Annotated in this window: 21 protein-coding genes; 12 read left to right on the forward strand and 9 right to left on the reverse strand. The window is 44.2% G+C overall.

Annotation, left to right across the window (positions count from 1 at the left end):
- Positions 1 to 6: 6 nt before the first annotated feature.
- On the reverse strand, positions 7 to 1509 hold the full coding sequence (gene norV / locus AACR11_RS18300; RefSeq protein WP_029790112.1) for an anaerobic nitric oxide reductase flavorubredoxin: 1503 nt from the start codon (positions 1507 to 1509) through the stop codon (positions 7 to 9).
- Positions 1510 to 1699: 190 nt separating this feature from the next.
- Between norV and norR the strand changes: the two genes are divergently transcribed.
- The 3 genes from norR (at position 1700) to AACR11_RS18315 (ending at position 4667) form a co-directional block, all read left to right on the forward strand.
- Positions 1700 to 3232 carry a nitric oxide reductase transcriptional regulator NorR gene (gene norR, locus AACR11_RS18305; RefSeq protein WP_017819364.1) on the forward strand — a complete coding sequence of 511 codons (1533 nt, stop codon included), beginning with the start codon at positions 1700 to 1702 and terminating at the stop codon, positions 3230 to 3232.
- 97 nt (positions 3233 to 3329) lie between these two features.
- On the forward strand, positions 3330 to 3977 hold the full coding sequence (locus tag AACR11_RS18310; RefSeq protein ID WP_017819365.1) for an HAD family hydrolase: 648 nt from the start codon (positions 3330 to 3332) through the stop codon (positions 3975 to 3977).
- Positions 3978 to 4133: 156 nt separating this feature from the next.
- Positions 4134 to 4667, forward strand: coding sequence for a cytochrome b (locus AACR11_RS18315; protein ID WP_017819366.1), 534 nt, complete (start codon positions 4134 to 4136; stop codon positions 4665 to 4667).
- A 72-nt stretch (positions 4668 to 4739) separates the two neighbouring features.
- Here AACR11_RS18315 and AACR11_RS18320 read toward each other — a convergent pair whose 3' ends face one another.
- Complete coding sequence (locus AACR11_RS18320; protein WP_029790113.1) at positions 4740 to 5654, reverse strand: LysR family transcriptional regulator; 915 nt, start codon at positions 5652 to 5654, stop codon at positions 4740 to 4742.
- Between the two features lie 92 nt (positions 5655 to 5746).
- Complete coding sequence (locus AACR11_RS18325; protein WP_009697173.1) at positions 5747 to 6616, reverse strand: AraC family transcriptional regulator; 870 nt, start codon at positions 6614 to 6616, stop codon at positions 5747 to 5749.
- 124 nt (positions 6617 to 6740) lie between these two features.
- Here AACR11_RS18325 and AACR11_RS18330 point away from each other — a divergent pair, with 124 nt between their 5' ends.
- The 3 genes from AACR11_RS18330 (at position 6741) to AACR11_RS18340 (ending at position 9382) form a co-directional block, all read left to right on the forward strand.
- Positions 6741 to 7889, forward strand: coding sequence for an aminotransferase-like domain-containing protein (locus AACR11_RS18330; protein WP_009699691.1), 1149 nt, complete (start codon positions 6741 to 6743; stop codon positions 7887 to 7889).
- A gap of 181 nt (positions 7890 to 8070) precedes the next feature.
- Entirely contained in the window at positions 8071 to 8436 is a 366-nt protein-coding gene (locus AACR11_RS18335) for a hypothetical protein (RefSeq protein ID WP_339367393.1), read from the forward strand.
- Positions 8333 to 9382, forward strand: coding sequence for a hypothetical protein (locus AACR11_RS18340; protein WP_029790114.1), 1050 nt, complete (start codon positions 8333 to 8335; stop codon positions 9380 to 9382). Before AACR11_RS18335 ends, AACR11_RS18340 begins: the two co-directional genes overlap by 104 nt.
- Before the next feature lie 54 nt (positions 9383 to 9436).
- Here the strand turns inward: AACR11_RS18340 and AACR11_RS18345 are convergent, their stop codons facing one another.
- Positions 9437 to 9763, reverse strand: coding sequence for a DUF4156 domain-containing protein (locus AACR11_RS18345; protein ID WP_005451338.1), 327 nt, complete (start codon positions 9761 to 9763; stop codon positions 9437 to 9439).
- A 79-nt stretch (positions 9764 to 9842) separates the two neighbouring features.
- Positions 9843 to 10307, reverse strand: a complete 465-nt coding sequence (locus tag AACR11_RS18350; RefSeq protein ID WP_079324974.1) for a hypothetical protein — start codon at positions 10305 to 10307, stop codon at positions 9843 to 9845.
- Positions 10308 to 10546: 239 nt separating this feature from the next.
- Between AACR11_RS18350 and AACR11_RS18355 the strand changes: the two genes are divergently transcribed.
- Positions 10547 to 11254 carry a lipoate--protein ligase family protein gene (locus AACR11_RS18355; RefSeq protein WP_029790117.1) on the forward strand — a complete coding sequence of 236 codons (708 nt, stop codon included), beginning with the start codon at positions 10547 to 10549 and terminating at the stop codon, positions 11252 to 11254.
- A gap of 68 nt (positions 11255 to 11322) precedes the next feature.
- On the opposite strand, the gene AACR11_RS18360 is transcribed toward AACR11_RS18355, so the two are convergent.
- The 3 genes from AACR11_RS18360 to AACR11_RS18370 are packed head-to-tail and all read right to left on the reverse strand — an operon-like array spanning position 11323 to position 15020.
- A complete protein-coding gene (locus tag AACR11_RS18360; protein WP_009697177.1) occupies positions 11323 to 12360 on the reverse strand; it encodes an HlyD family secretion protein in 1038 nt (345 codons plus the stop codon).
- Position 12361: 1 nt separating this feature from the next.
- Positions 12362 to 13678: a glycosyltransferase family 2 protein gene (locus AACR11_RS18365; protein WP_017819371.1), complete on the reverse strand. Its 1317-nt coding sequence runs from the start codon at positions 13676 to 13678 to the stop codon at positions 12362 to 12364.
- Positions 13665 to 15020: a TackOD1 domain-containing metal-binding protein gene (locus tag AACR11_RS18370; protein WP_029790118.1), complete on the reverse strand. Its 1356-nt coding sequence runs from the start codon at positions 15018 to 15020 to the stop codon at positions 13665 to 13667. Before AACR11_RS18370 ends, AACR11_RS18365 begins: the two co-directional genes overlap by 14 nt.
- Before the next feature lie 901 nt (positions 15021 to 15921).
- Between AACR11_RS18370 and AACR11_RS18375 the strand changes: the two genes are divergently transcribed.
- Positions 15922 to 17502, forward strand: a complete 1581-nt coding sequence (locus tag AACR11_RS18375) for a DEAD/DEAH box helicase (RefSeq protein ID WP_029790119.1) — start codon at positions 15922 to 15924, stop codon at positions 17500 to 17502.
- A 65-nt stretch (positions 17503 to 17567) separates the two neighbouring features.
- On the opposite strand, the gene AACR11_RS18380 is transcribed toward AACR11_RS18375, so the two are convergent.
- Entirely contained in the window at positions 17568 to 18437 is an 870-nt protein-coding gene (locus AACR11_RS18380; RefSeq protein ID WP_050582052.1) for a Vmh family MBL fold metallo-hydrolase, read from the reverse strand.
- Positions 18438 to 18597: 160 nt separating this feature from the next.
- Between AACR11_RS18380 and AACR11_RS18385 the strand changes: the two genes are divergently transcribed.
- The 4 genes from AACR11_RS18385 (at position 18598) to AACR11_RS18400 (ending at position 20856) form a co-directional block, all read left to right on the forward strand.
- Complete coding sequence (locus tag AACR11_RS18385; RefSeq protein WP_009697182.1) at positions 18598 to 19491, forward strand: LysR family transcriptional regulator; 894 nt, start codon at positions 18598 to 18600, stop codon at positions 19489 to 19491.
- Positions 19492 to 19576: 85 nt separating this feature from the next.
- Positions 19577 to 19954: an MmcQ/YjbR family DNA-binding protein gene (locus AACR11_RS18390; RefSeq protein WP_005451324.1), complete on the forward strand. Its 378-nt coding sequence runs from the start codon at positions 19577 to 19579 to the stop codon at positions 19952 to 19954.
- A gap of 8 nt (positions 19955 to 19962) precedes the next feature.
- A complete protein-coding gene (locus tag AACR11_RS18395; protein ID WP_079324976.1) occupies positions 19963 to 20502 on the forward strand; it encodes a nucleotidyltransferase family protein in 540 nt (179 codons plus the stop codon).
- Positions 20503 to 20550: 48 nt separating this feature from the next.
- Positions 20551 to 20856, forward strand: coding sequence for an NIPSNAP family protein (locus AACR11_RS18400; RefSeq protein ID WP_029790121.1), 306 nt, complete (start codon positions 20551 to 20553; stop codon positions 20854 to 20856).
- Positions 20857 to 20864 lie beyond the last annotated feature (8 nt).

The raw sequence follows: 20864 nt of genomic DNA on the forward strand, positions 1-20864 counted from the left end.
GCCCCCTTACCCGTTGTATTCGACAAAGACGTCTTTACCCAAGTGACATTCTGGGCACAAGAAGTAATCTGGCACTTCAGACCATGCTGTACCCGGTTCAACGCCTTGATTAGGCTCGCCTTTAGCTGGGTCGTATACCCAATTACAAACGGTGCAAACCATGCATTGACAATCTGCAGGATGCGCCTCAGTACTAGGGTTGCTAGAAGCAGCATCTACTGCCGCTTGTGTTGCTACTTGTGCAGCGGGTTGTGATTGAACTTGTGGTGCAGACGCAGCAATCGCCGGAGAAATAACAGGACTTGTCAGGTCATGCTTCGCCCACAACTTCGCGATGTTCTGACCATGTTCGCGACATTCACGCATCGCTTTACCATCTGGTCGCCATTTGGTTTTCAAACTCACTGCGGTTTCAAAGCCTGCGTCGGTCAATCGAGCATGGATACGATCCACCGCACCACCGTTCCAACCGTAGCTACCGAACGCAGCAGCTTTCTTCGCTTTAAAGCGCAGACCGGTAATTTCTTCTAGCATGCCAGCGATCTTCGGCATCATGACGTTATTCATGGTAGACGAACCAACCAAGATGCCTTTTGAGCGGAATACATTGGCGAGAATTTCATTCTTATCATGCTTAGAGACATTAAAGACTTTGACCGCCACGCCAGGGTCGACATCGTGAATGCCTTGCGCGATTGCATCGGCCATCATTCGGGTGTTGTTTGACATAGAATCGTAGAAAATCGTAATGCGATCTTCTTGATAATTGTCTGCCCATGCTAAGTATTGCTCGATGATTTGAACTGGATTATCGCGCCATACAATACCGTGTGACGTAGCGATCATGTCGACAGGCAAATTAAAGCTCAGCACTTCTTTGATTTTGGCGGTTACCAAACTGCTGAACGGCGTTAGGATGTTTGAGTAGTAACGCAAACACTGTTCCATCAACTCATTTTGATCCACTTCATCATTGAACAGGCGTTCATCGCAGTAGTGCTGACCAAATGCGTCGTTACTGAATAGCACCGCATCGCCCGTTAGGTAGGTCATCATGCTGTCTGGCCAATGCAGCATCGGCGCTTCCACGAACACTAGTTGCTTGCCATTACCGATATCGATGCTGTCGCCCGTTTTTACGGTTTTAAAGTTCCACTCGGGATGGTGGTGATGACCAACGATGGAGTCAATCGCCGCTTCTGTACAGTAAATTGGCGTATTCGGAATCTTCTCCATTAATGCCGACAATGCGCCTGAGTGATCTTCTTCAGCATGGTTTACCACGATAAAGTCGATAGACTTAAGGTCGATTTCCATCTCTAAATTTTGGATGAATTGTTGACTGAATCGATGATCGACCGTATCAATCAATACGGTTTTCTCTTCACGAATTAGATAACTGTTGTAGCTGGTACCTTTTGTCATTTTGTATTCTGTACCGTGGAAGTCTTGAACTTCCCAATCGCGTTGACCTACCCAGTGGATGTTGTTTTTTACGTGAATTGTCATAATTACTACCTTGAATGACGAAATAAATAAGAAGAACTGACTTTTATACTGCATCGGGCATGCCAACTTTTTAACTTCTTTATTTTCAACAAGTTAAAACAAAATCAACAATAATAACTGTCATTAAGACACAGTTGAAAATTGTCATTAAGACACTACAATAGTCATATTGACACAATTGGCATTGGTTATGACTTCTTTAATCGCGCAGTGGCTACACATCACACAAGACCTTAACTCAGCACTCACTCAGCAAGCTCGTTTTGATACGTTGTTAACCACGATTCGAGAGGTATTAAAGTGTGACTCTTCTGCCCTTCTTTTGTATGAAGATCAGCACTTTAAGCCATTAGCGATCAATGGTTTGGCAGAAGAAGTGCTGGGACGCCGTTTCTCCATTGAGCAGCACCCAAGGTTAGAAGCCATTGCCCGAGCTGGCGACATCGTGCGCTTTCCCTCTGACAGCGACTTACCTGATCCTTACGACGGCTTGATTCCAAACCACGATGACAAACTACATGTCCATTCCTGCATTGGTTTACCTTTGCTGATCGACGATCAGCTCATTGGTGCTATTACGATTGACGCCTTCGACCCCAACCAATTTGATGGGTTGCGTAACCAAGAATTACGTTTTGTTAGTGCATTAGCCGCAGGTGGCTTACATACAGCTCTACTGTTAGAGCAACTAGAAACTCAAGCGAGCCTGCCACGTGATTCTTACGCCGAGAAACGCACCTTGAGCAACGAAATCATTGGCAACTCTCAGGGGATGAAGAATCTTCAAGAACAAATAGATGCAGTCGCCGATACCGAGTTGTCTGTACTGATCATGGGTGAGACTGGCGTGGGTAAAGAGTTGGTCGCCAGTGCTATTCACCATCGCTCCAATCGTTCCAGCAATACCTTGGTTTACCTCAACTGTGCGGCACTGCCGGAGTCCGTAGCAGAGAGCGAACTGTTTGGGCACATCAAAGGCGCATTTACGGGCGCAATCAGTAATCGTAAGGGTAAATTCGAACAAGCAGATGGCGGCACACTGTTTTTGGATGAAGTTGGTGAACTGTCATTAGAGCTACAAGCCAAGTTACTTCGAGCCCTACAATACGGCGACATCCAACGAGTGGGTGACGACCGTCATATCCGAGTCAATACACGCATTGTCGCCGCCACCAACCGTATTTTGCATGAAGAAGTCACCGCTGGGCGTTTTCGAGCCGACTTATATCACCGCCTAAGCGTCTTCCCACTTCATGTGCCACCTCTTCGCGAACGCGAGGATGATGTTGTGTTGCTGGCGGGCTTCTTTGCTGAACACTTGAGAAGTAAGCTCGGATTGAACAGCATTCGCTTGTCCCCTACGCTCGTTCACGCGCTTAAGGATTATTCGTGGCCAGGCAACGTTCGAGAACTCGAACATGTCATCAAACGGGCTGGAGTTTTGGCAAAAGCACGCACCCATTCCATGGATATTGAGTTAGTCGAACAAGATTTTGATATTCGAACGCCGAATCAGAACATCAAGAACGTTGAAGAAACGAAACAAAACTCTCGCTTAGAGCTGCCAGAAGGCGGATTAAAACCAGCCACAGACGCATTCCAAAAAGCGATGATTGTTCGAGCACTGGAAGAGAACCAAGGTAACTGGGCAGCAACGGCACGTCAACTTGAGCTGGATAACGGTAATTTGCACCGTTTAGCAAAACGCTTAGGAATAAAATAAGGATTGAGTAAAAAGCATGTGAGATGGTGGAATTCCACAAGAAAATCGTTTTCGCTTATGTCAAAATGCGCCATCTCAATCGACAAGTCATAACGTAATGAATTTTCAAGCTGCTATTTTTGACATGGATGGTTTACTCCTCGATACGGAACGTGTGTGCATGCGCATTTTCCAAGAAGCGTGTGAAGCACAAAACCTCCCATTCTATAAAGACGTTTACCTTTCAATCATTGGTCGCAATGCAGCCGGCATTGAAGTGATTTTCCGCAAAGCTTATGGGGATGATCTTGACCGCTTACACAAAGAGTGGCGCGACCGATACGATGCGGTAGTTAAACACCAAGCCATTCCGGTCAAAGAAGGAGTGATTGAGCTACTTGAATGGTTGAAAGAGCAAGGGTTACCCGTTGCTGTTGCGACTTCTACAGCAAAAGAAGTGGCGAAAAAGAAGTTGGAATTGGCAGGTTTAAGCCAGTATTTCGACAACTTAACTACCGGTTGTGAAGTTTCACACGGTAAACCCGATCCAGAAATTTATTTGCTTGCGGCAAGTCGTTTAGACATAGAACCAACCAAATGTCTCGCCTTTGAAGATTCAAATAATGGCGTTCGTGCTGCTGTTGCTGCCAACATGGTAACTTTCCAAATCCCAGACCTCGTTGAACCTTGTGAGGAAGTGCGTGGATTTGGTCATGCGATCGTTCCTTCACTGCACCACGCTCTCGCTGAGTTAAAACAAGACTAAGCAATTTTTGCTCATTGAAATGACTCAAAACGCTCCAACTTTCGGAGCGTTTTTTGTGAACAAAATTTACCCAACTTTACACTGTCATGTGTAGTTCTATTCACAACATTAATGGATAATCGTTCGCATAACCACAAAGAAAAAGAGGATTATCTTATGCTCAACAAAACGCCTTTAACTTGGCAAACTATCGCTTTGCACTGGGTAACTGGACTCGCTTTTATAGGTGTGTTCGCACTTGGTTTATACATGGTGGATTTACCACGCAGCCCAGTAAAATTCGAATGGTACGGGATTCATAAATCGCTAGGCGCTATCCTTTTAGTTATCGCTCTTGCTCGTCTAGTGTGGCGCTTAAAAGAAGGCGCTCTACCACCAGCTTCTAAGATGCCAGCATGGCAAGACAAAGCAGCCAAGGCAGTCCACGGTATTCTACTGTTAGCCACCTTAGCAATGCCTATCTCTGGTATTGCTATGAGTGCTGGCGGTGGTCGAGCTGTTGATATTTTCGGGTGGGTGATCATCGCAGAAGGCGCAGAAACACCTTGGCTGCAAGAGCTTGGCTCAACGATTCATCACTCTGCGGTAGAAGTGCTCATCTTAGTGTTTGTTTTGCACGTTGCTGGCGCTATCAAACACCAAGTGATCGATAAGGATGGCACCATCTCACGTATGCTTGGTCGCAGCTAATCTTCTTAATTTTATAAGAAAAAACGCCACTTAATGCGAATTAAGTGGCGTTTCCATTGAATATTATTCAGGCTACTTTTGCTGTTCTGCCAGTTCAAGCTCCCAATAAGGCGGTTGACCGTAATACTCCGCGAAATAGTCAATAAACGCTCGAACTTTAGGGGCGATCAGGCGAGAGCTCGGGTAGACCGCCCAGATACTCGCATTCATCACTAATGGATAGTCTTGTAATATTTCGACTAACTCACCTTTTTGTAGCTGTTTGTATACGCTCCAAATCGAGTTAATTGAAACCCCAAGCCCATCAATGCAAGCATCACGCATTGCATCACCATTATCGGTTCTAAAGCTGCCAGAAGCGCGCATCGAGTACTGTCCTTCTGGGGTTTCAAATACCCAGTTCTCCAAACCAGCCAAAGTCACACATTCATGATTTACAAGCTCTTCTGGCGATTGAGGTGCGCCATGCTGCGCCAAATACTCCGGTGACGCGACAACAATACGACGATCTGGAGCAAGTTTGCGTGCCACCAGAGACGAGTCTTTGAGCTCGGCAAGGCGAACAGCAACATCGAAGCCACCTTCCACCATGTCGATAATCGAATCGGAGAAGCGAAAATCAATGGTCAGCTCTGGGTACTTTGCCATAAACCCTTTAAGTGCTGGCACTAAATGCAAGCGCCCAAAAGATGCAGATGCGGTGACTCGTAACGTCCCTGTTGGCGCCTTGTGACCAACACCTACAGCACCTCGTGCCGCTTCAACCGTTGCCAACACTTCTTCAGCATGAGGTAAGAATGCCTGCCCCTCTTCTGTTAACGAGACCTTGCGCGTGGTTCGATGTACGAGGCGCACACCCAAACCTTCTTCCAATTTATTAATATGGGCACTAGCAACCGCAGGAGATAATCCCAGCTCTTGTCCCGCCATACTGATATTGTGGGTCGATGCTAAACGAACGAAAAGTTTTAGATGTTCTATGTTCATTTCATTTTCAACTTATTCTATAAAGTCTGAGGTTATTAATGACTATTTTCTTCCCACACAATAGTAAAGCAATCAATTTGAAGCAAAGACTTTTAGAAGAAACTGATAGGTAAATAGAAATCTAACTCGAAGACTTCTTCGTGATTAAGAAAATGGTTTTTATGATAGTGCACATAAGCAGGTGTCGAACGTTGCTTAAAACCAGAGTTAGGTAACCACTTTTCCAATACCATGCTGATTTGCGGCAAAAGCTCACCATAGACGCCTGTTAATCGGAACACCGCGTGTAAGCCACCTGGAATGGTCATTTGATTCACCACACCACGGTATTTAAGCGGTTTATCAATCGCCATGCACGCGACATAGCGACACTTATCCAGCTCTACCCAAGCAGGGTTGGAATGGTGCAAACCATATTGAGTAGAGAAATCACGCTGCTCAGAGTTCGCCCACGCTTTCAGCACCAGCCACGCATTACGAATCGAACGGTTGTAACCTTCATGGCGAACGTACGCAGCAAAGCGTTGTGGAACTTCAATAATCTTTGGCTCTGGTAGAGTGCGCTTTGCGACTCGATGATACCCTGCTGCCACTTCCGGATCCTTCAAATACGGCTTTTCTGCCACATGAAGGTCATGCTTACGCCATGCTCCTGGAGACAATTCAAACGTCGCTTTAAAAGCACGACTAAAAGACGACACTGAGCTGAAACCACACTTATTAGCAATTTCCAATACTGACGATTTAGTATCAAACATCAACTGATTTGCTGCGTATTCCATTCGCGTACGACGTATGTATTGATGAATAGACTCACCTACTACATCTTTAAATATACGGTGGAAGTGCTGTTCAGAATACGCCGCTACATCAGCTAGCTCTTTGGCGGATAATTCTCTACTGATGTCTTGATGAATATAGAACAGCACGTCATTGATTCTGGAAACCTGTTGCTGGCTCATAACTTATCGCTTTACTGAAATAGCATAAATGGACATGTTTAACAGCATAAATGGACACACCTTAGTTAGCAAATCCCATGTACTATCTTTCACATAAAATTAAAAAATACGAGAAACACAACACATGGAAATCGCACAATCACTGCAACAAGTAAAGTCATCGTACATTCGAGAGATCCTCGCTGCCGCTAGCGATAAAAACGTCATCTCACTTGCTGGTGGTTTGCCAGATGAAAAAACCTTTCCTATCGAGCTGATGAAGCCAACATTAGAGAACTTGGCAAACATGCCTGAAGTTTTCCAATACGGTTCAACGGCAGGCTATGGACCACTACTAAACTTCCTAAACGGTTACTTCAAACTGCCTGAAACACACACTGCGATGATCACTACTGGCTCCCAACAAGGTTTGGATTTGATCGCACGTGCTTACGTGAATCCAGGTGACAAAGTCGTGATGGAAGCGCCAAGTTACTTGGGTGCCATGCAGGTGTTTGGTTTAGTTCAAGCAAACATCGTTACCGTTTCTCAAACAGAATTTGGTCCAAACCTTGATGAGCTGGAGCAATGCTTCGCTAAGCAACAACCGAAGATGTTCTACGCCGTGCCAGATTTCCATAACCCAACAGGTGTTTGCTGGGCACTGGAAACACGCCAAAAGGTTGCGGAGCTTTGTATTCAATACAACGTGGCTTTCATTGAAGATGCACCATACCGCGAGTTACGCTTCTCTGGTGAAGCTCTGCCCTTGGTATCTGACTTCTGCCCACAAAACTCTATCGTGTTGCGTTCTTTCTCTAAGATCGCTTCTCCGGGTTTACGAATCGGTGTTGTAACGGGTAAAACCAGCTACCTAGAGCCACTGATTAAAATCAAACAGGGTGCAGACCTGCATTCTAGCGTGCCTATGCAAGCCCTGTTGCACGGTCTATTGCAACACGATAACTTTGCAACCCACATCTCTACTATTTGTGAGCTATACAAATCGCGCTACGACGTGATGTATGCAGAATTAGAAAAACAGCTTCCGACAAGTTGTGTATTGAAACCGGTTGATGGCGGTATGTTCGTATGGGTGGAGATTCCAGAGTGCGATACGTTTGAGCTAGCGAAGTCATTGCTTGCGAACGGTGTAGCTGTCGTACCGAGCCCAGTGTTCTACCCAGAAGGTTCAGAAGTAAAAGCAGCGCTTCGCTTGAACTTCACCAACGCAACACCTGATGAACTCAGAGTTGCCGTAACCCGTTTAGCTGATGTACTGAAGGCGCTGTAATCCGAATTCCCCTTTAGAATCCAATCACCTGCCTTTGGGATGCGAATTAAGTCCCAAAGGCAGCAGTATAAAAAGTTCCCTAAAAAATTTATTTTTTTCTCTCAAAATCAACTCTCTAGCTTAAGTGTCTGTTTTCGCTTGATCCTCGCACTATCGCAAAAAATAGATCTCGATCACGTATTTGAAGCTTGGAAAAGTTACGTCTATCTTTCAGAAAAAAGACATCGCCCTTGCAGCATCATCTGCGAATTCAAACACTTTTGATCGTGATGGCTTATCACCATCGAAAGTCGAGCTGACACCATCAGCAATGTCGTCTTGTGAAGATGAAGATGAACGTGGTGAGGACGCAATTACAACCATTCTGAATGTCGCTATACCAATCCGCGATTGGTCTTATACACGTCGGCTTAGCGCATCATATTACAGAGGGGTTTATCAGGATGAACAATCGACCATCGAAAGGACTCGTCTTCACGGGCTTGTCCGCCATGCTTTCTCTCGCAGCCATACAAACAGCGCATGCGGGCAATTCACCAAACTGTAGCGACGTACTAGCGGGTAACAAGACCGCCGCTTCTCAGAAAATGACGATATTGCTGGGTGAAGACATCACCAAATCAAATCTAATCACTACTGTTGTCCCAGCAAAAAATAATCCGTTTGTGACCGAAGAGCTTGTCTCTGTCTCTAACAATGTTTCACCAAATGGACCGTTATCCAAGCAGTCATTAGAAGAAATCAAGCAAGTACGAGAAAACATCGAAAAAGCAGGCGTAGAAGTGAGTAAGCTTCAAGGGACTTTTGAAGTAGCGTTTGTGAGCCTTATTGACGGGCACTGCCAGTTCTCAACCAACCAACTCACTACGCATGCAAAAATCGATTTTGACCATTTAGAGGGGTTAACTGCATTTTCAATACCAGCTCTGCTAACAATGGTCGATAAGTCTTATTCGATGGCAGAAAAACGTATTGCTGAAGAAGAAGCGAAACTCGCAGAAGAAAAGGCGCGCCAAGAAGAAGTAGAACGTGAGAAAGAAAGACAACAAGAGTTAGCGGCAGCCGCAGCAGCAGCTCGCTATCAAGACCCAAATGTTTTGGTTAAAGTTGAAAAGTTCGATGGCTCCAATGTGACCTTCTCTGTGACTAACCTATCCGCTGATGGTGAACTACAACCAAACTTCAATACGTTTAGAGCATACCAAACAGACAAAGGTGAACTTATCTACAAATCAGAATCCTTATTGAGCTTAGTAGACAGCGAGGGAAATGGTCTAACAACCGTGGGAATCGCTGAACTCGGTCCAGAAAGTGGAACTGATCTGGTGATTGCTCCGGGAGAAACACGCACTTTCATTACCAGTATCGAGTCGGAAGTCGCATCCGAAATGAAGCTTAGCCTAGAATTTCCTGCGAAAGTGTTGAATACCGACGAAGCATTCTCGGTGTCATTTACTGATGCGGTCGCCATGGCAACGGCGGGCTTGAATTAGATAGCAAAATTGACGATTACACAAAAACAAAAGCAGACCTCAGGTCTGCGTTTATTAGTTCTGGCATTTATACGCGTTAGCGAACATTGTCACTGAGCTCGAAAAACCAAGCGGTTGGTACAAATAAAGAGTGTCACCCCCCAGTTCAGCAGCTTTGATACGCATTTGGTTCAGCGTTCCCCAAACCATATCTTTGTCCGCATGCAACCAGTAGTCATAGAAGTGACCTTCTGAACCGATCACTGTACCTAAATGTTGGCAGTTCGCGATTGCGTTTGCGTCATCCCAAATCACTTTTACTTGTTCAGATTCTTGTGTTGGGAACGTCACACAGCCAGTTAATAACGCTGCTAATGCTGCACCAGTCATTAACTTTTTCATAATTTCATCGCCTTAGAATTAAATCGTCTGCGGATTCTATTTATCGTTTAGGCAATGACCAACAAATTATTTTTATGCTTTACATAACCGCTCGTTTAGGAGCTTTCTTAGGCTTCTTTAATGCACGCGCATCGCGAATTTTCAGCGTCATCAATGTTAGGTTCGTGAAACCAGCAAGCAACTCAACCAACTGAACAATATAGAAGGTCGTATCAAACTGATTACTTGCGGCTAAATGCTGCAAATAAATCGCCGCCGGAACCAAAATCAAGATGCCGTTCATCGCAACGAAAGGCATACGCTTTTTCTTTGCCGCTAGAGGTCCTTTTTTCACATTCGGAGCCATCTTTGATCCGGTTATGCCAGCTGCTGCCATAAGAGGGACAACTGCCCAAATCGCGTACGAGATATAAGTTTTAACCGCCAAAATTGTGTGATGATCACCAAACAACTCAACCGCGACTGTACTGGTGAAAAAGCTCATGATGAGCAGGTATGCACTAATAGAGGTGATTCGATGAGCAAAGCTGAGTGTCTTTTTCATAGCGATATTCTCTTTTCATGTTGTTGGGACTCACGGTACAAAAAAAGATTACACAACAACCATTGCATACGCAACACTTGCACCTGAAATAAAATCATTAAAATTTAGCTTAATTAAATGGATTTTTATTAAGTTTATGTTTTAGTTAGTAATTTAATAGAAAACATAAATAACTAGGCGATTTGCTTTTTGACCAAATTAGAGTAAAACAGAGGAGTAAGCGGCAAGAGGGACTGAATTTGACTTCGAAAAACAAACTGATCCGTTACCAATCTAAAGAAGTAGCGGACGTATTCAGCAAAGAAGACGAGTTAATCAAGCTTGTTCAATCTGGTCAACTTTCTCAAGTATTACTGTTGTGGCAAGTCAAAAGCCCTACGCTAGTGCTTCCAGCAGGTAAGAAGTGGACAATTTCAGAGCAACTAGAACAAGGTCTAGCAGACTCAGGTTGGAGGCTGTTTTCACGTAAAACCGGCGGTGCACCAGTTCCACAGGTTCCGGGGATCATAAACCTCTCTCATATCTACCACTGGCCTGAAGGTCAACCTTACGACATTAAAAAAGCGTATCTCGACTTATGTTCCGTACTCGCCGTGTTTTTTAAACAGTTAGGTGTCAAAGTTGATGTGCACGCTACGCCAAACTCCTATTGTGATGGCGAATACAACTTAAATATTGATGGGAAAAAAGTGGTTGGGACAGCACAACGTGTCTTACTGAAAAAAGGCGGAGGACAAGTAGTGCTCTCTCAAGCCTGTATTCTCATAGATGCTGACGTAGAAAAAATCGTTGAACCAGTAAAGCTATGTAATCACCTTTGCGGGCATAACGATGATATTCGTGGCGACGTTCATACTCCCCTATTCGACCATATAGAACAAAAACTAAGTGTTGATACGTTGTTTCAAACGCTGACTCAAGCGTTTTTGGATCACGCGAAGCGTTGAGTCTATTCGCGATATTCATCAAAAAAGGGAGCGTTTGCTCCCTTTTATCATTTATTAAACTCATTAAGTTAAAAACGAACTTCCACTTCAACGCCCTCAATCCATCTCGTTTGCTCTACTGGTTCGTCAAAAGATAATGTGACTTTCAGGTACGCTGGTTGACCCTCAAACGGGCTTTGCAGCTCTTGGGGTAGCTTGTTAACCACTTCAACCGGTCTTGAAACTGTCGCAGATAACTTTTTACCGTCAGGAAAGATGACCTTCGCTTTGGTTCCTTTTTGGCTGTAATCCAGATACTTAGGATTTAAAAATGCGGTAATGTCCGGTGTTACGTTCTGAGCTACCGTCAATAATGGTGCATTCTCTGTAACGCGCTGACCTTCATGAACATGAATATCCAAAACTCGACCACTAAACGGGGCTCTAAACGTCAAGCTCTCTTGTTGGGCACGCTTTACGACAAGCTCTTGCATTAACGCTCGATACTGCTGTGCAACCGGTCCCGCCAATGCCAATTGCTCTCTATCACGTTTGGCATTGATGTAAGCTATTTCTTGGTCGCTCAATTGGCTATCAATGGCATTGCTCACGTTAACTACCGCAGCGTAATCCACTTCTGACACCTGACCTTTCTTTCTAAATTGGTCGTACTTTTGCTGAATTTGTTGCACCTTAGCGAGGCTTGTTTTGGTACTGGCTATCGCTTGCTGGTACAACTCATCTGTACTTTGAACCTTGTTATTGGACAACGAAACCAACTCTTTTTGTAAAAACTCGACTTCTTTGTTTAACGCACTATCTGCCAATAGAATTAAAGACTGCCCCTTGCCTACCTCGTCTCCAACATTCGCCGGAATCGGTCCAACAATTGCGGCTTGAGTCGCCGTTATCGTTAATGGATAAGAGGTCACGATACCGGGCGCAGTCACTAGAATCTGCGTCTTAAACAAGTAATAAGCCATAAATAACAGTGGGCTAATGACAATTGCCAAAATCAGATACCAACGAAGTCGATAACCACCACGCTTCGCCTGACCGTAGGCGACTTTCATGCCACTCTCAGATTGTGGCTTGTTCTTTTTATCTAAGTGAAAGTTAACTTTCATACTAAAACTTTTTGCCTCGTTTCAATACCCACCAAGGTGCCATGCTAGATTCTTCGTGACTGCGTCTTACTACCTCATTCACCATCGAAAACGCCGTTATTAGACGCATGAAAAACTGATAAACGGGGTATAGAAATAGCCATTTCGTAAATTTTAAGTCTTCTTTTCTTCTCTCAGACACCAGCCCGATATAAACAATAAATATGATTAGAGAGAGAAATAAATACGTTAAGTACAGCAACAGCATTAACGCTAAAACAAATTTAAGCGGATACGCTATAAGCATATACACCGTAAAAATAACAACTAACAAAGGTAATAAGACGTTTTGAACCACACCATAAGCGAGAGTAAATAGAAAATTACCCCACCCCAAAAGAGATGGTGATAATCCTTCATTGTGCTTACGCAAAAATAGGAAAAGCAAATCGCCATCCCACCTTAAACGCTGCATAACTAGCCCTTTTAAGGTATCTGGAACATCGGTATGCCCAATCGCATGTGTGGCAAAAGCTAATTTATTGTTTGGATAGCGTCGCTTATATTGTTTTAAACGCATGGTTAGATCCAAATCTTCTGCAGTATGCGTATCCCAGCCACCCACTTGTTTGAGTAAGTTTTTTCTAAAAGCCCCAAACGCACCTGAAATATTATTTAATACGCCCCATTTTGCCATCCCAGTTTTGCCTGCTTGCATGGACAACATGTATTCTAAGGACTGCATTTTTGTCAGAATATTGGCGTCATGATTTCTAACCCGTAACGCGCCTCCGCTTGCAATCACATCTTTCGATGTAAATTGTTTCATCATGGTAAACACCATGTCGTTATCAAAGGAGGTATCACCATCGACGTTAATCACAATCTCGCCCTGAGCAACAGATAAACCAGCATTAAGAGTCGACACTCGACCGCCACGTTGCCACTTTGGAATAACCCGTACTTTGCGATTGCGGACGCCAGCGTGACGTAGTTCTCCGTTCAACGCCGCTTGGTAAGTATCTTGGTTCTGTACCGCGCCATCTACGACGGCGAGAATTTCTATGTGACCCGGATACACTTGTTCAACTAAAGTGTCGATGGTGATTCCAATCGCATCCCCTTCGCCATAACAAGTGATGACAAAACTGATCGATGGAAACTGCGTCAACTCAACGTCTTCCTGATCATACGACCATCGAAAAATGCCCGTTAATACCAACAGGTACAAGGGCAGTTCGATAATAATCATGACCGGGAATAGCAGTAGCCACAGCTCTTCATTGTGCAGCAGCATCCCGCGAAGATAATCAAGCAGAACAAGACTATCTTGCAGCATAAATATCACCAACCAGTGTTTCTAACCATACCGCTACGCCATCTTCAATACTTGCTTGAGGAAGTGCCCATGAGAAGACATTGAGTTCAAACTCTTCATCTTCAATTTGGCTTCCCAGTACCGAGAGTTTGTTCTGCAATACCGATAAGCTAGACGTTTCGGTATTCGGCATGAGCACCAGCAACACATCTTGCTTAAATTGGCAGCAGATATCCGTATCTCTGAATATCTCACTAAGACGCTTAGTCAGTTGATCCATCAAGGAGAAAAGCTTGGCGTCACCGTGCTGCTTTCCGTACTCATCTAAAGATGGAAGGTGTAACCCCAAAAGTAGGTGATGCTCTTTGTGGCGCATAGCGACTTTATTTAGCCACGCGAGTAAGTTCTGGAAGAAACTGTTCTCAACCTTGCCTTTGATTGAGAGCTCAGGAGCTTGAGAGGACTTTCCGTGCTGGAATATGTATTCTCCTGCTTCACCTAAACGGTATTGGTAAAGCTTGCGCACAACGAGATCATCAACCTTCATCTTCTCATCACAACTCAAGCATTGGCTCATCGTTGCTGCTTCAACAAAAAGATTAGAGCACTGATTACAAACGTGATTCTCTAGAGGGCGGTCGTAGTCCACACCAATGTGTCTTAGTTGCGTTAAACACTTTGGGCATTCCAACTTACCGCGGCGTTGAAATGACTGCTGCTCACCAACGTGACCACAAGTAAAGCAGTGGAGCGAACTCTGAGACTCAATGTCGATACTGCTGCATTGAGGGCAAACTTCAACGTAATTCAAGTGACCGCTGTTGCAATGCGTACAGACACGAATACGATCCATCAGTTGTTCACTTTCTAAAATATCTCTTGCTTTCTCGGACAACACGTAGCGATAGGTTGAGTAAATGTCAGGGTAAAACGCTTCTATCAGTGGATACGTATAAATTGAAGAAGATTCAAGGCTTTTCATCGCCGTTAATCTGCGGTTTCTATTTATGCCAAGCCAGCCAATCAGCGGATCTAAGGACGTCACCTGAGGTACCGATTCGAGGCGGCTTCGCGAACTTTGCCATGCTTTATAGGACGTCGTTAAATCAAAAGTGCCATCAGTAACACATCGAGAATATGGTGTTTCAATCGTGGTGTAGACAGCCCAACTCCATCGCTCTTGCTGTTGGTAAAAAGCTTTAAGTATTCCTTCAAGTTGCTTTGGTTCCGAAGCGTTTACACAAAACATACCTCCCATACCAACAGGCAGTGCCTCTACCTCATTGATATACTCAACATTTTCCAGTTCGTATTCCGTTGGTTTATCCCCGAGCCAATAGAACTTTTCATTCTCAATTAACATGATTATTACTCACACAAATATTAGAACGACCTACTAATTAAAAATATAGAACCTTTACAGATCTTTTTTGAATAATTTAATCGACAGGAACGCAAAAAATGCCTTGAACCCGAACCGCTAAATGACGTGGTCAGGTAAACAGCAGTGAATTTATATAATTTTCAAATCAGGGCGTTACAGAGCGGTACTTTCACGCTGGCACGCCGAAGCAGTCAATTAATTGACAGAAAGAATAACGTTGAACTTATAATAAATAAATGAGGATATATATTTTAAATTAATACGAAGAAACGAGAACATTAAGGAACCTTTATTAAGCAAGCTGAATATCATTTATCTATGTGGTTTATGATCGCTCTTATTACCACTATATCTATTTATTTTAATAGCCGTTTCGGCGTTCAGCATTTAAGCACAGCAATTGGTCTCATTGTTAAGACGATTATTTCTATTTTTTCATCTTCACTTTACACACATAAAATAAATTAGATTAATTCTTAATTTTCAATTACAAAGCGTCGTTTTATTGTTTGCTATATTTTTGCTTTATAAATAGAAAGAAAATTTAATTTGCATAACCAAATATTATAAAATAAAAAAGACACCTTTAAATTAATAAGCAACAATTACATTTAGCAACAGTATTCATATCTATGAAATGTGTTGTTAAGCCTACCTCCTCTATCATCACGACCAAAAATGCCAAAGGTATGAGAGCTCTTCTTCAACGCTCAAATCGCTTGATTAGCTCACTCAATTTCGAAATGAGATCTACCTCAAACATTTATCCATGACGGAAATAGTTGAAGCTAACGCCCAAAAGCCTCAGAATGTCGCACTTTTCGCGTCGCGCATAAAATCGACGCCTTGTTATCAAACTCGACAATTGAGAATCATACATATGGGTTTTACCTCGTTAGGTCTATCTGCTCCAATCCTTAAGGCTATTCAGGAAAAAGGCTACGACACCCCTTCGCCGATTCAGGCTCAAGCAATTCCTGCTGTTTTGGAAGGGAAAGACGTAATGGCAGCAGCACAGACTGGTACAGGTAAAACGGCGGGCTTTACGCTGCCAATTCTTGAACGTCTGTCAAACGGTCCACGCGTACGCGGCAACCACATCCGCGCATTGGTGCTGACACCAACTCGTGAGCTTGCGGCCCAGGTACAAGAAAACGTATTCATGTACAGCCGTCACCTACCTCTAACGAGTGCAGTGGTATTTGGTGGTGTGAAGATCAACCCACAAATGCTTCGCCTGCGTAAAGGTGCAGACGTATTGGTTGCAACACCAGGTCGCCTAATGGACCTATACAACCAAAATGCAGTGAAGTTCGACCAACTAGAAATGCTAGTACTGGACGAAGCAGACCGCATGCTTGACATGGGTTTCATTCGCGACATTCGCAAGATTCTTGAATTGCTACCGAAGCAACGTCAAAACCTATTGTTCTCTGCGACATTCTCAAACGAAATCCGTGAGCTTGCGAAAGGTCTGGTCAACAACCCTGTTGAGATTTCAGTTAACCCAGCAAACTCGACAGCACGCACCGTAGAACAATGCATCTACCCATCAGACGTGAAGAAGAAAGCACCAATGCTGGTCAAGCTGATCAAAGATGGCGATTGGAAACAAGTATTGGTATTTACCAAAACCAAGCATGGCGCGAACCGCTTAGCCAAGTTCCTAATCGACCAAAAGATTACAGCAGCTGCAATTCACGGCAATAAGAGCCAAGGCGCACGTACTAAAGCTCTAGCTGACTTTAAATCTGGCGAAGTTCGCGTATTAGTCGCAACAGACATCGCTGCGCGCGGTATCGACATTCCTCAGCTTCCTCAAGTGGTTAACTTTGAGCTGCCAAAAGTAGCTGAAGACTACGTTCACCGTATCGGTCGTACCGGTCGTGCTGGTGAAGTGGGTAAAGCGATTTCTTTAGTATGCGCACTTGAAGCATCCGAGTTGTTTGCGATTGAACGTTTAATTCAACAACTGCTGCCTCGTAAAGAACTGGAAGGCTACGCACCAACTAACGTATTGCCAGAGTCGAAGCTTGATACTCGCCCTATCAAGCCAAAGAAACCGAAAAAGCCTAAGAAGCCAAAAGCAGAAGGTGAAAACGGTCAAACAGCTGAGAAGAAAAACAACGGCGGTAACAACAAACCAAAGCGTCGTTTCAACAGCGACAACAAAAATGGCAAGGGCGAAAACAAATCAGGCAAAGGCGGCGCTGGTAAGCCAAAAGGCAACCGTGATGGTCAAGGTCGCACAAACGACAAGCCAAGCGGTAACAAACCGAATACCAAACAGCCTAATACGAACAAATCAGGCGCAAATAAAAATGGTAACGGTGGTAAACCATCAGGAAACCGCAAGCCTAACAGCGGTAAACCTGCGGGTGCAAAACCTTCAAACGGCAAACCGTCAGGCAACAAGCCATCAGGACAACGTCGCAAGCCACGTCCACAAGCAGCAAAATAATAAAAAACAGCCCCTCACAATTAGGGGCTGTTTTTTTGGGCAGTATGGCGAATAGCAAGCTTAGATTAATGCCACTCCATTTCACCACTTAGCACTTTCGCGCCCAGTTCAAGATCACCTTCTGTCGCAGCAAACTGTGGGTACTTAGCCTTCATCGCTGCCGAAATCTCGCTTGATGATGGCTTGCTTGACTTTTCTAACGTCTGCTCAATGTCTGCGATGTAGTTTATAGTGAATTGAACACCTTCCACACCTTTCGGCATATCACCAAGGTAGTGTCCCGGAATCACGGTTTTTGGTTTCAGTGCTTTCATACGCTCCAACGATTGAGACCATTGAGCTCGCTCTTGTTTCGACTGAGTGTCCGCCATCCAAACATGAACACCACTGTAAACCGATACACCACCAAATACAGTTTTCTCCGCAGGCACCCAAAGGTAAGCATCATGAGTATTGATTTCTTTTACTTCAATGCGCTTACCTTCAAGCGTCAGGGTGGTGTCATTGAGCACAGTAGGCACAACAATTTTTGATGGTGCCCCCTCTTCCAAAATAGGTCCCCAGTACGCCAGTTTCGCGTCTTTTGTTCGTTCGATATGTTTAACAACCGCTTCGCTCGCAACCACTTTTACATCAGGGAATGCAGCAACAATAGGCTCTAAGCCAAAATAATAGTCTGGGTCACCGCTGCTGATGTAAATCATCGACAGCTCTTTGCCAGTGTTTTTAATCTGTTCCACCAATTTTTTTCCGTCTTTGACGCTAAATTGTGCGTCAAACAACATCAGCTCTTTTTCACCAGAAACAAGCACAGAGCTTGCAGGAAAGATCGCATTTTTACCGGGGTTGTAGTGGGTAATCGTTAAGTCCGCAGCCGACACATAGTTCGATGCCGCTAGTGCTGTGATCAGTAGAGTAATTGAACGCTTATTCATCATCTTATTCCGTATTAGAGAACCAACTCATGCGGCTCGTTTAGTGTTGAGGTCATCTTATTTGATTGGTTTTAGATGAAATAGACAGCAAATCAACTTTCACTATTGCGAAATCCGGACATATACTGTGACGGCGATTTTCTTAAGGTGAAGCAACAGAATGGACAGACTTGAGGCAATGAACGTCTTTGTCACGATCGTAGAGCGAGGAAGCTTAAGTGCTGCCGCTGAGCATCTCGATCTTTCGCGAACTAAAGTGACACGTTATCTAGGTGAGCTCGAAAAGTGGATGGATACTCGTTTACTCCACCGCACAACTCGAAGCCTCAGCTTAACCAGTGCAGGGAAAGAGACGCTTGAGATTGCACGAGAGCTACTTGCACTTGAAGAGTCCCTAAGCGGAATCCGAAACCAAAATCGAGTGAATCTAAAAGGTCAATTGCGTATTACCGCAAGCTATTCCATTGTGAGTAGCTTCCTCATTGATGCAATCACAAGCTTTGTTGAACAATGGCCTGATGTGGCGATTGATATTGTGTCGACAGATGAAACCGTAAACCTCGTGGAATCACGCATTGATCTTGCCATACGCATCACCAATGAGTTGCCTGCTAATGTCGTAGCAAAGCAATTAGGTGAATGCCGCTCGGTGATATGTGCGTCCCCCAAATATATCGAACAAAAAGGGGCACCGTTAAACGCCCAAGACCTAGGACACCACAATTGTCTTTCCTTTAGCTATTTTGGTCGTTCCGAGTGGATATTCTCTGGACCAAACGGTGATGAATCAGTCTCCATCAAAGGCAATATCAGCGCGAATACCCCGGAAGTACTGCTTGCTGCCGCTTTAAATGGTAACGGAATCAGCTTACAGCCTTTCCCAACCGTGAAGGATTTGCTCACTGAGGGTAAGTTGATTCAGCTGTTACCAGAATGGCACCCAAAAACGTTAGGCGTTCATGCCATCTATGGCACACGTAAACAAGTCACACCGTTATTAAGAGCCTTTATCGACCATCTCTCCATTAGCATGTCGGAATCCAAGCGCTGGTGAGCACTTTTCCGCAAACGTCCTAACCTTACTCTCAACCTGTGTTAGTCTAGCGAAATCCGTGACTAAGATAGGTTGAGACGTCATCATGACATACGATGAATTTAATCAATTCTGTGGCTCATTCGCTGCTACTTCTCATGTTGTTCAATGGGGTGATGCGCACGTTTGGAAAGTCGGTGGAAAGGTATTTGCTATTGGTGGCTGGAGCAAAGACAAGCAGCCTGCATTTACGTTTAAAGCTTCCCCTTTAAACTTCGATTTTTTAAGTGATTATGAGGGTTATATTCCTGCCCCTTATTTCGCAAACCGTGGTATGAAGTGGATTCAACAAACGGAAACCTCCGGACGCCTAGACGAAGAGCTAAAGTACTATTTATCAGAATCTTATCGATTAGTTGCACTTGGCTTGAGTAAGCGAAAACGCGATGAATTGGGCATTGAGCTGCCACCAGCCAAATCTTAAGGGTGAACATGGAAGATCTTGTTCAATTATTGCTCGCCGACCCTGAGCGTATGAAAGCAATGGAATGTGCTCGCTCACTGGCTTTACCAGATTGCTACATTGCTGCAGGCTTCGTACGAAATCTAGTTTGGGACCATCTTCATCACAAACCGCAGCCTACCCCACTCAATGACCTTGATATTGTCTACTTCGACCCAAATGAAATAGATAACAAGGCGGCGTTGATTTATGAAGCCCAGTTAACTGCAATGATGCCAGAGTTCAACTGGCAAGTACGTAATCAAGCAAACATGCACCTAAAAAATGGTGATAAGCCATACCAAAGTACCTTGGATGCGATGAGTTACTGGCCAGAAAAAGAGACGGCGGTTGCTGCCAGATTGAACGAAAAGAACCAGATAGAGTGCATTTCAGCGTTCGGATTTGAGTCTTTGTTTAGAGGTTACCTGACTTGGAATCCAGAACGACCATTAGTTTTATTTCGACAGCGATTAACTCAGAAAAATTGGCTAACCATTTGGCCAAACCTAAAACTTGTACTCAAGTAACCTCAAGGTTCTCGGATATATAAACTAAATAAAAAGGACTTTATCTTTATGATCACTTGCTATGTTCGTTATGTCATTGATGCAAAAAAAACCAAAGAGTTTGAAGAGTACGCAAAAATGTGGATTCCGTTAGTAGAGAAATTTGGCGGACAACACAACGGCTACTATCTTCCATCTGAAGGTGCTAACAATATTGCACTGGCATTATTTACATTCCCAAGCCTCGCGGCGTATGAGGAATACCGAGAAAAGTCGCTCAACGATGAAGAGTGCATCCAAGCCTTTAAGTTCGCGGAAGAGACCGACTGTGTATTGAGTTACGAACGCAGCTTCTTCAGACCTGTTTTTAACTAACTCAGCCA

Origin of the sequence: Vibrio sp. L85, assembly GCF_963871815.1 — a bacterium.
Lineage (GTDB): Bacteria > Pseudomonadota > Gammaproteobacteria > Enterobacterales > Vibrionaceae > Vibrio > Vibrio harveyi.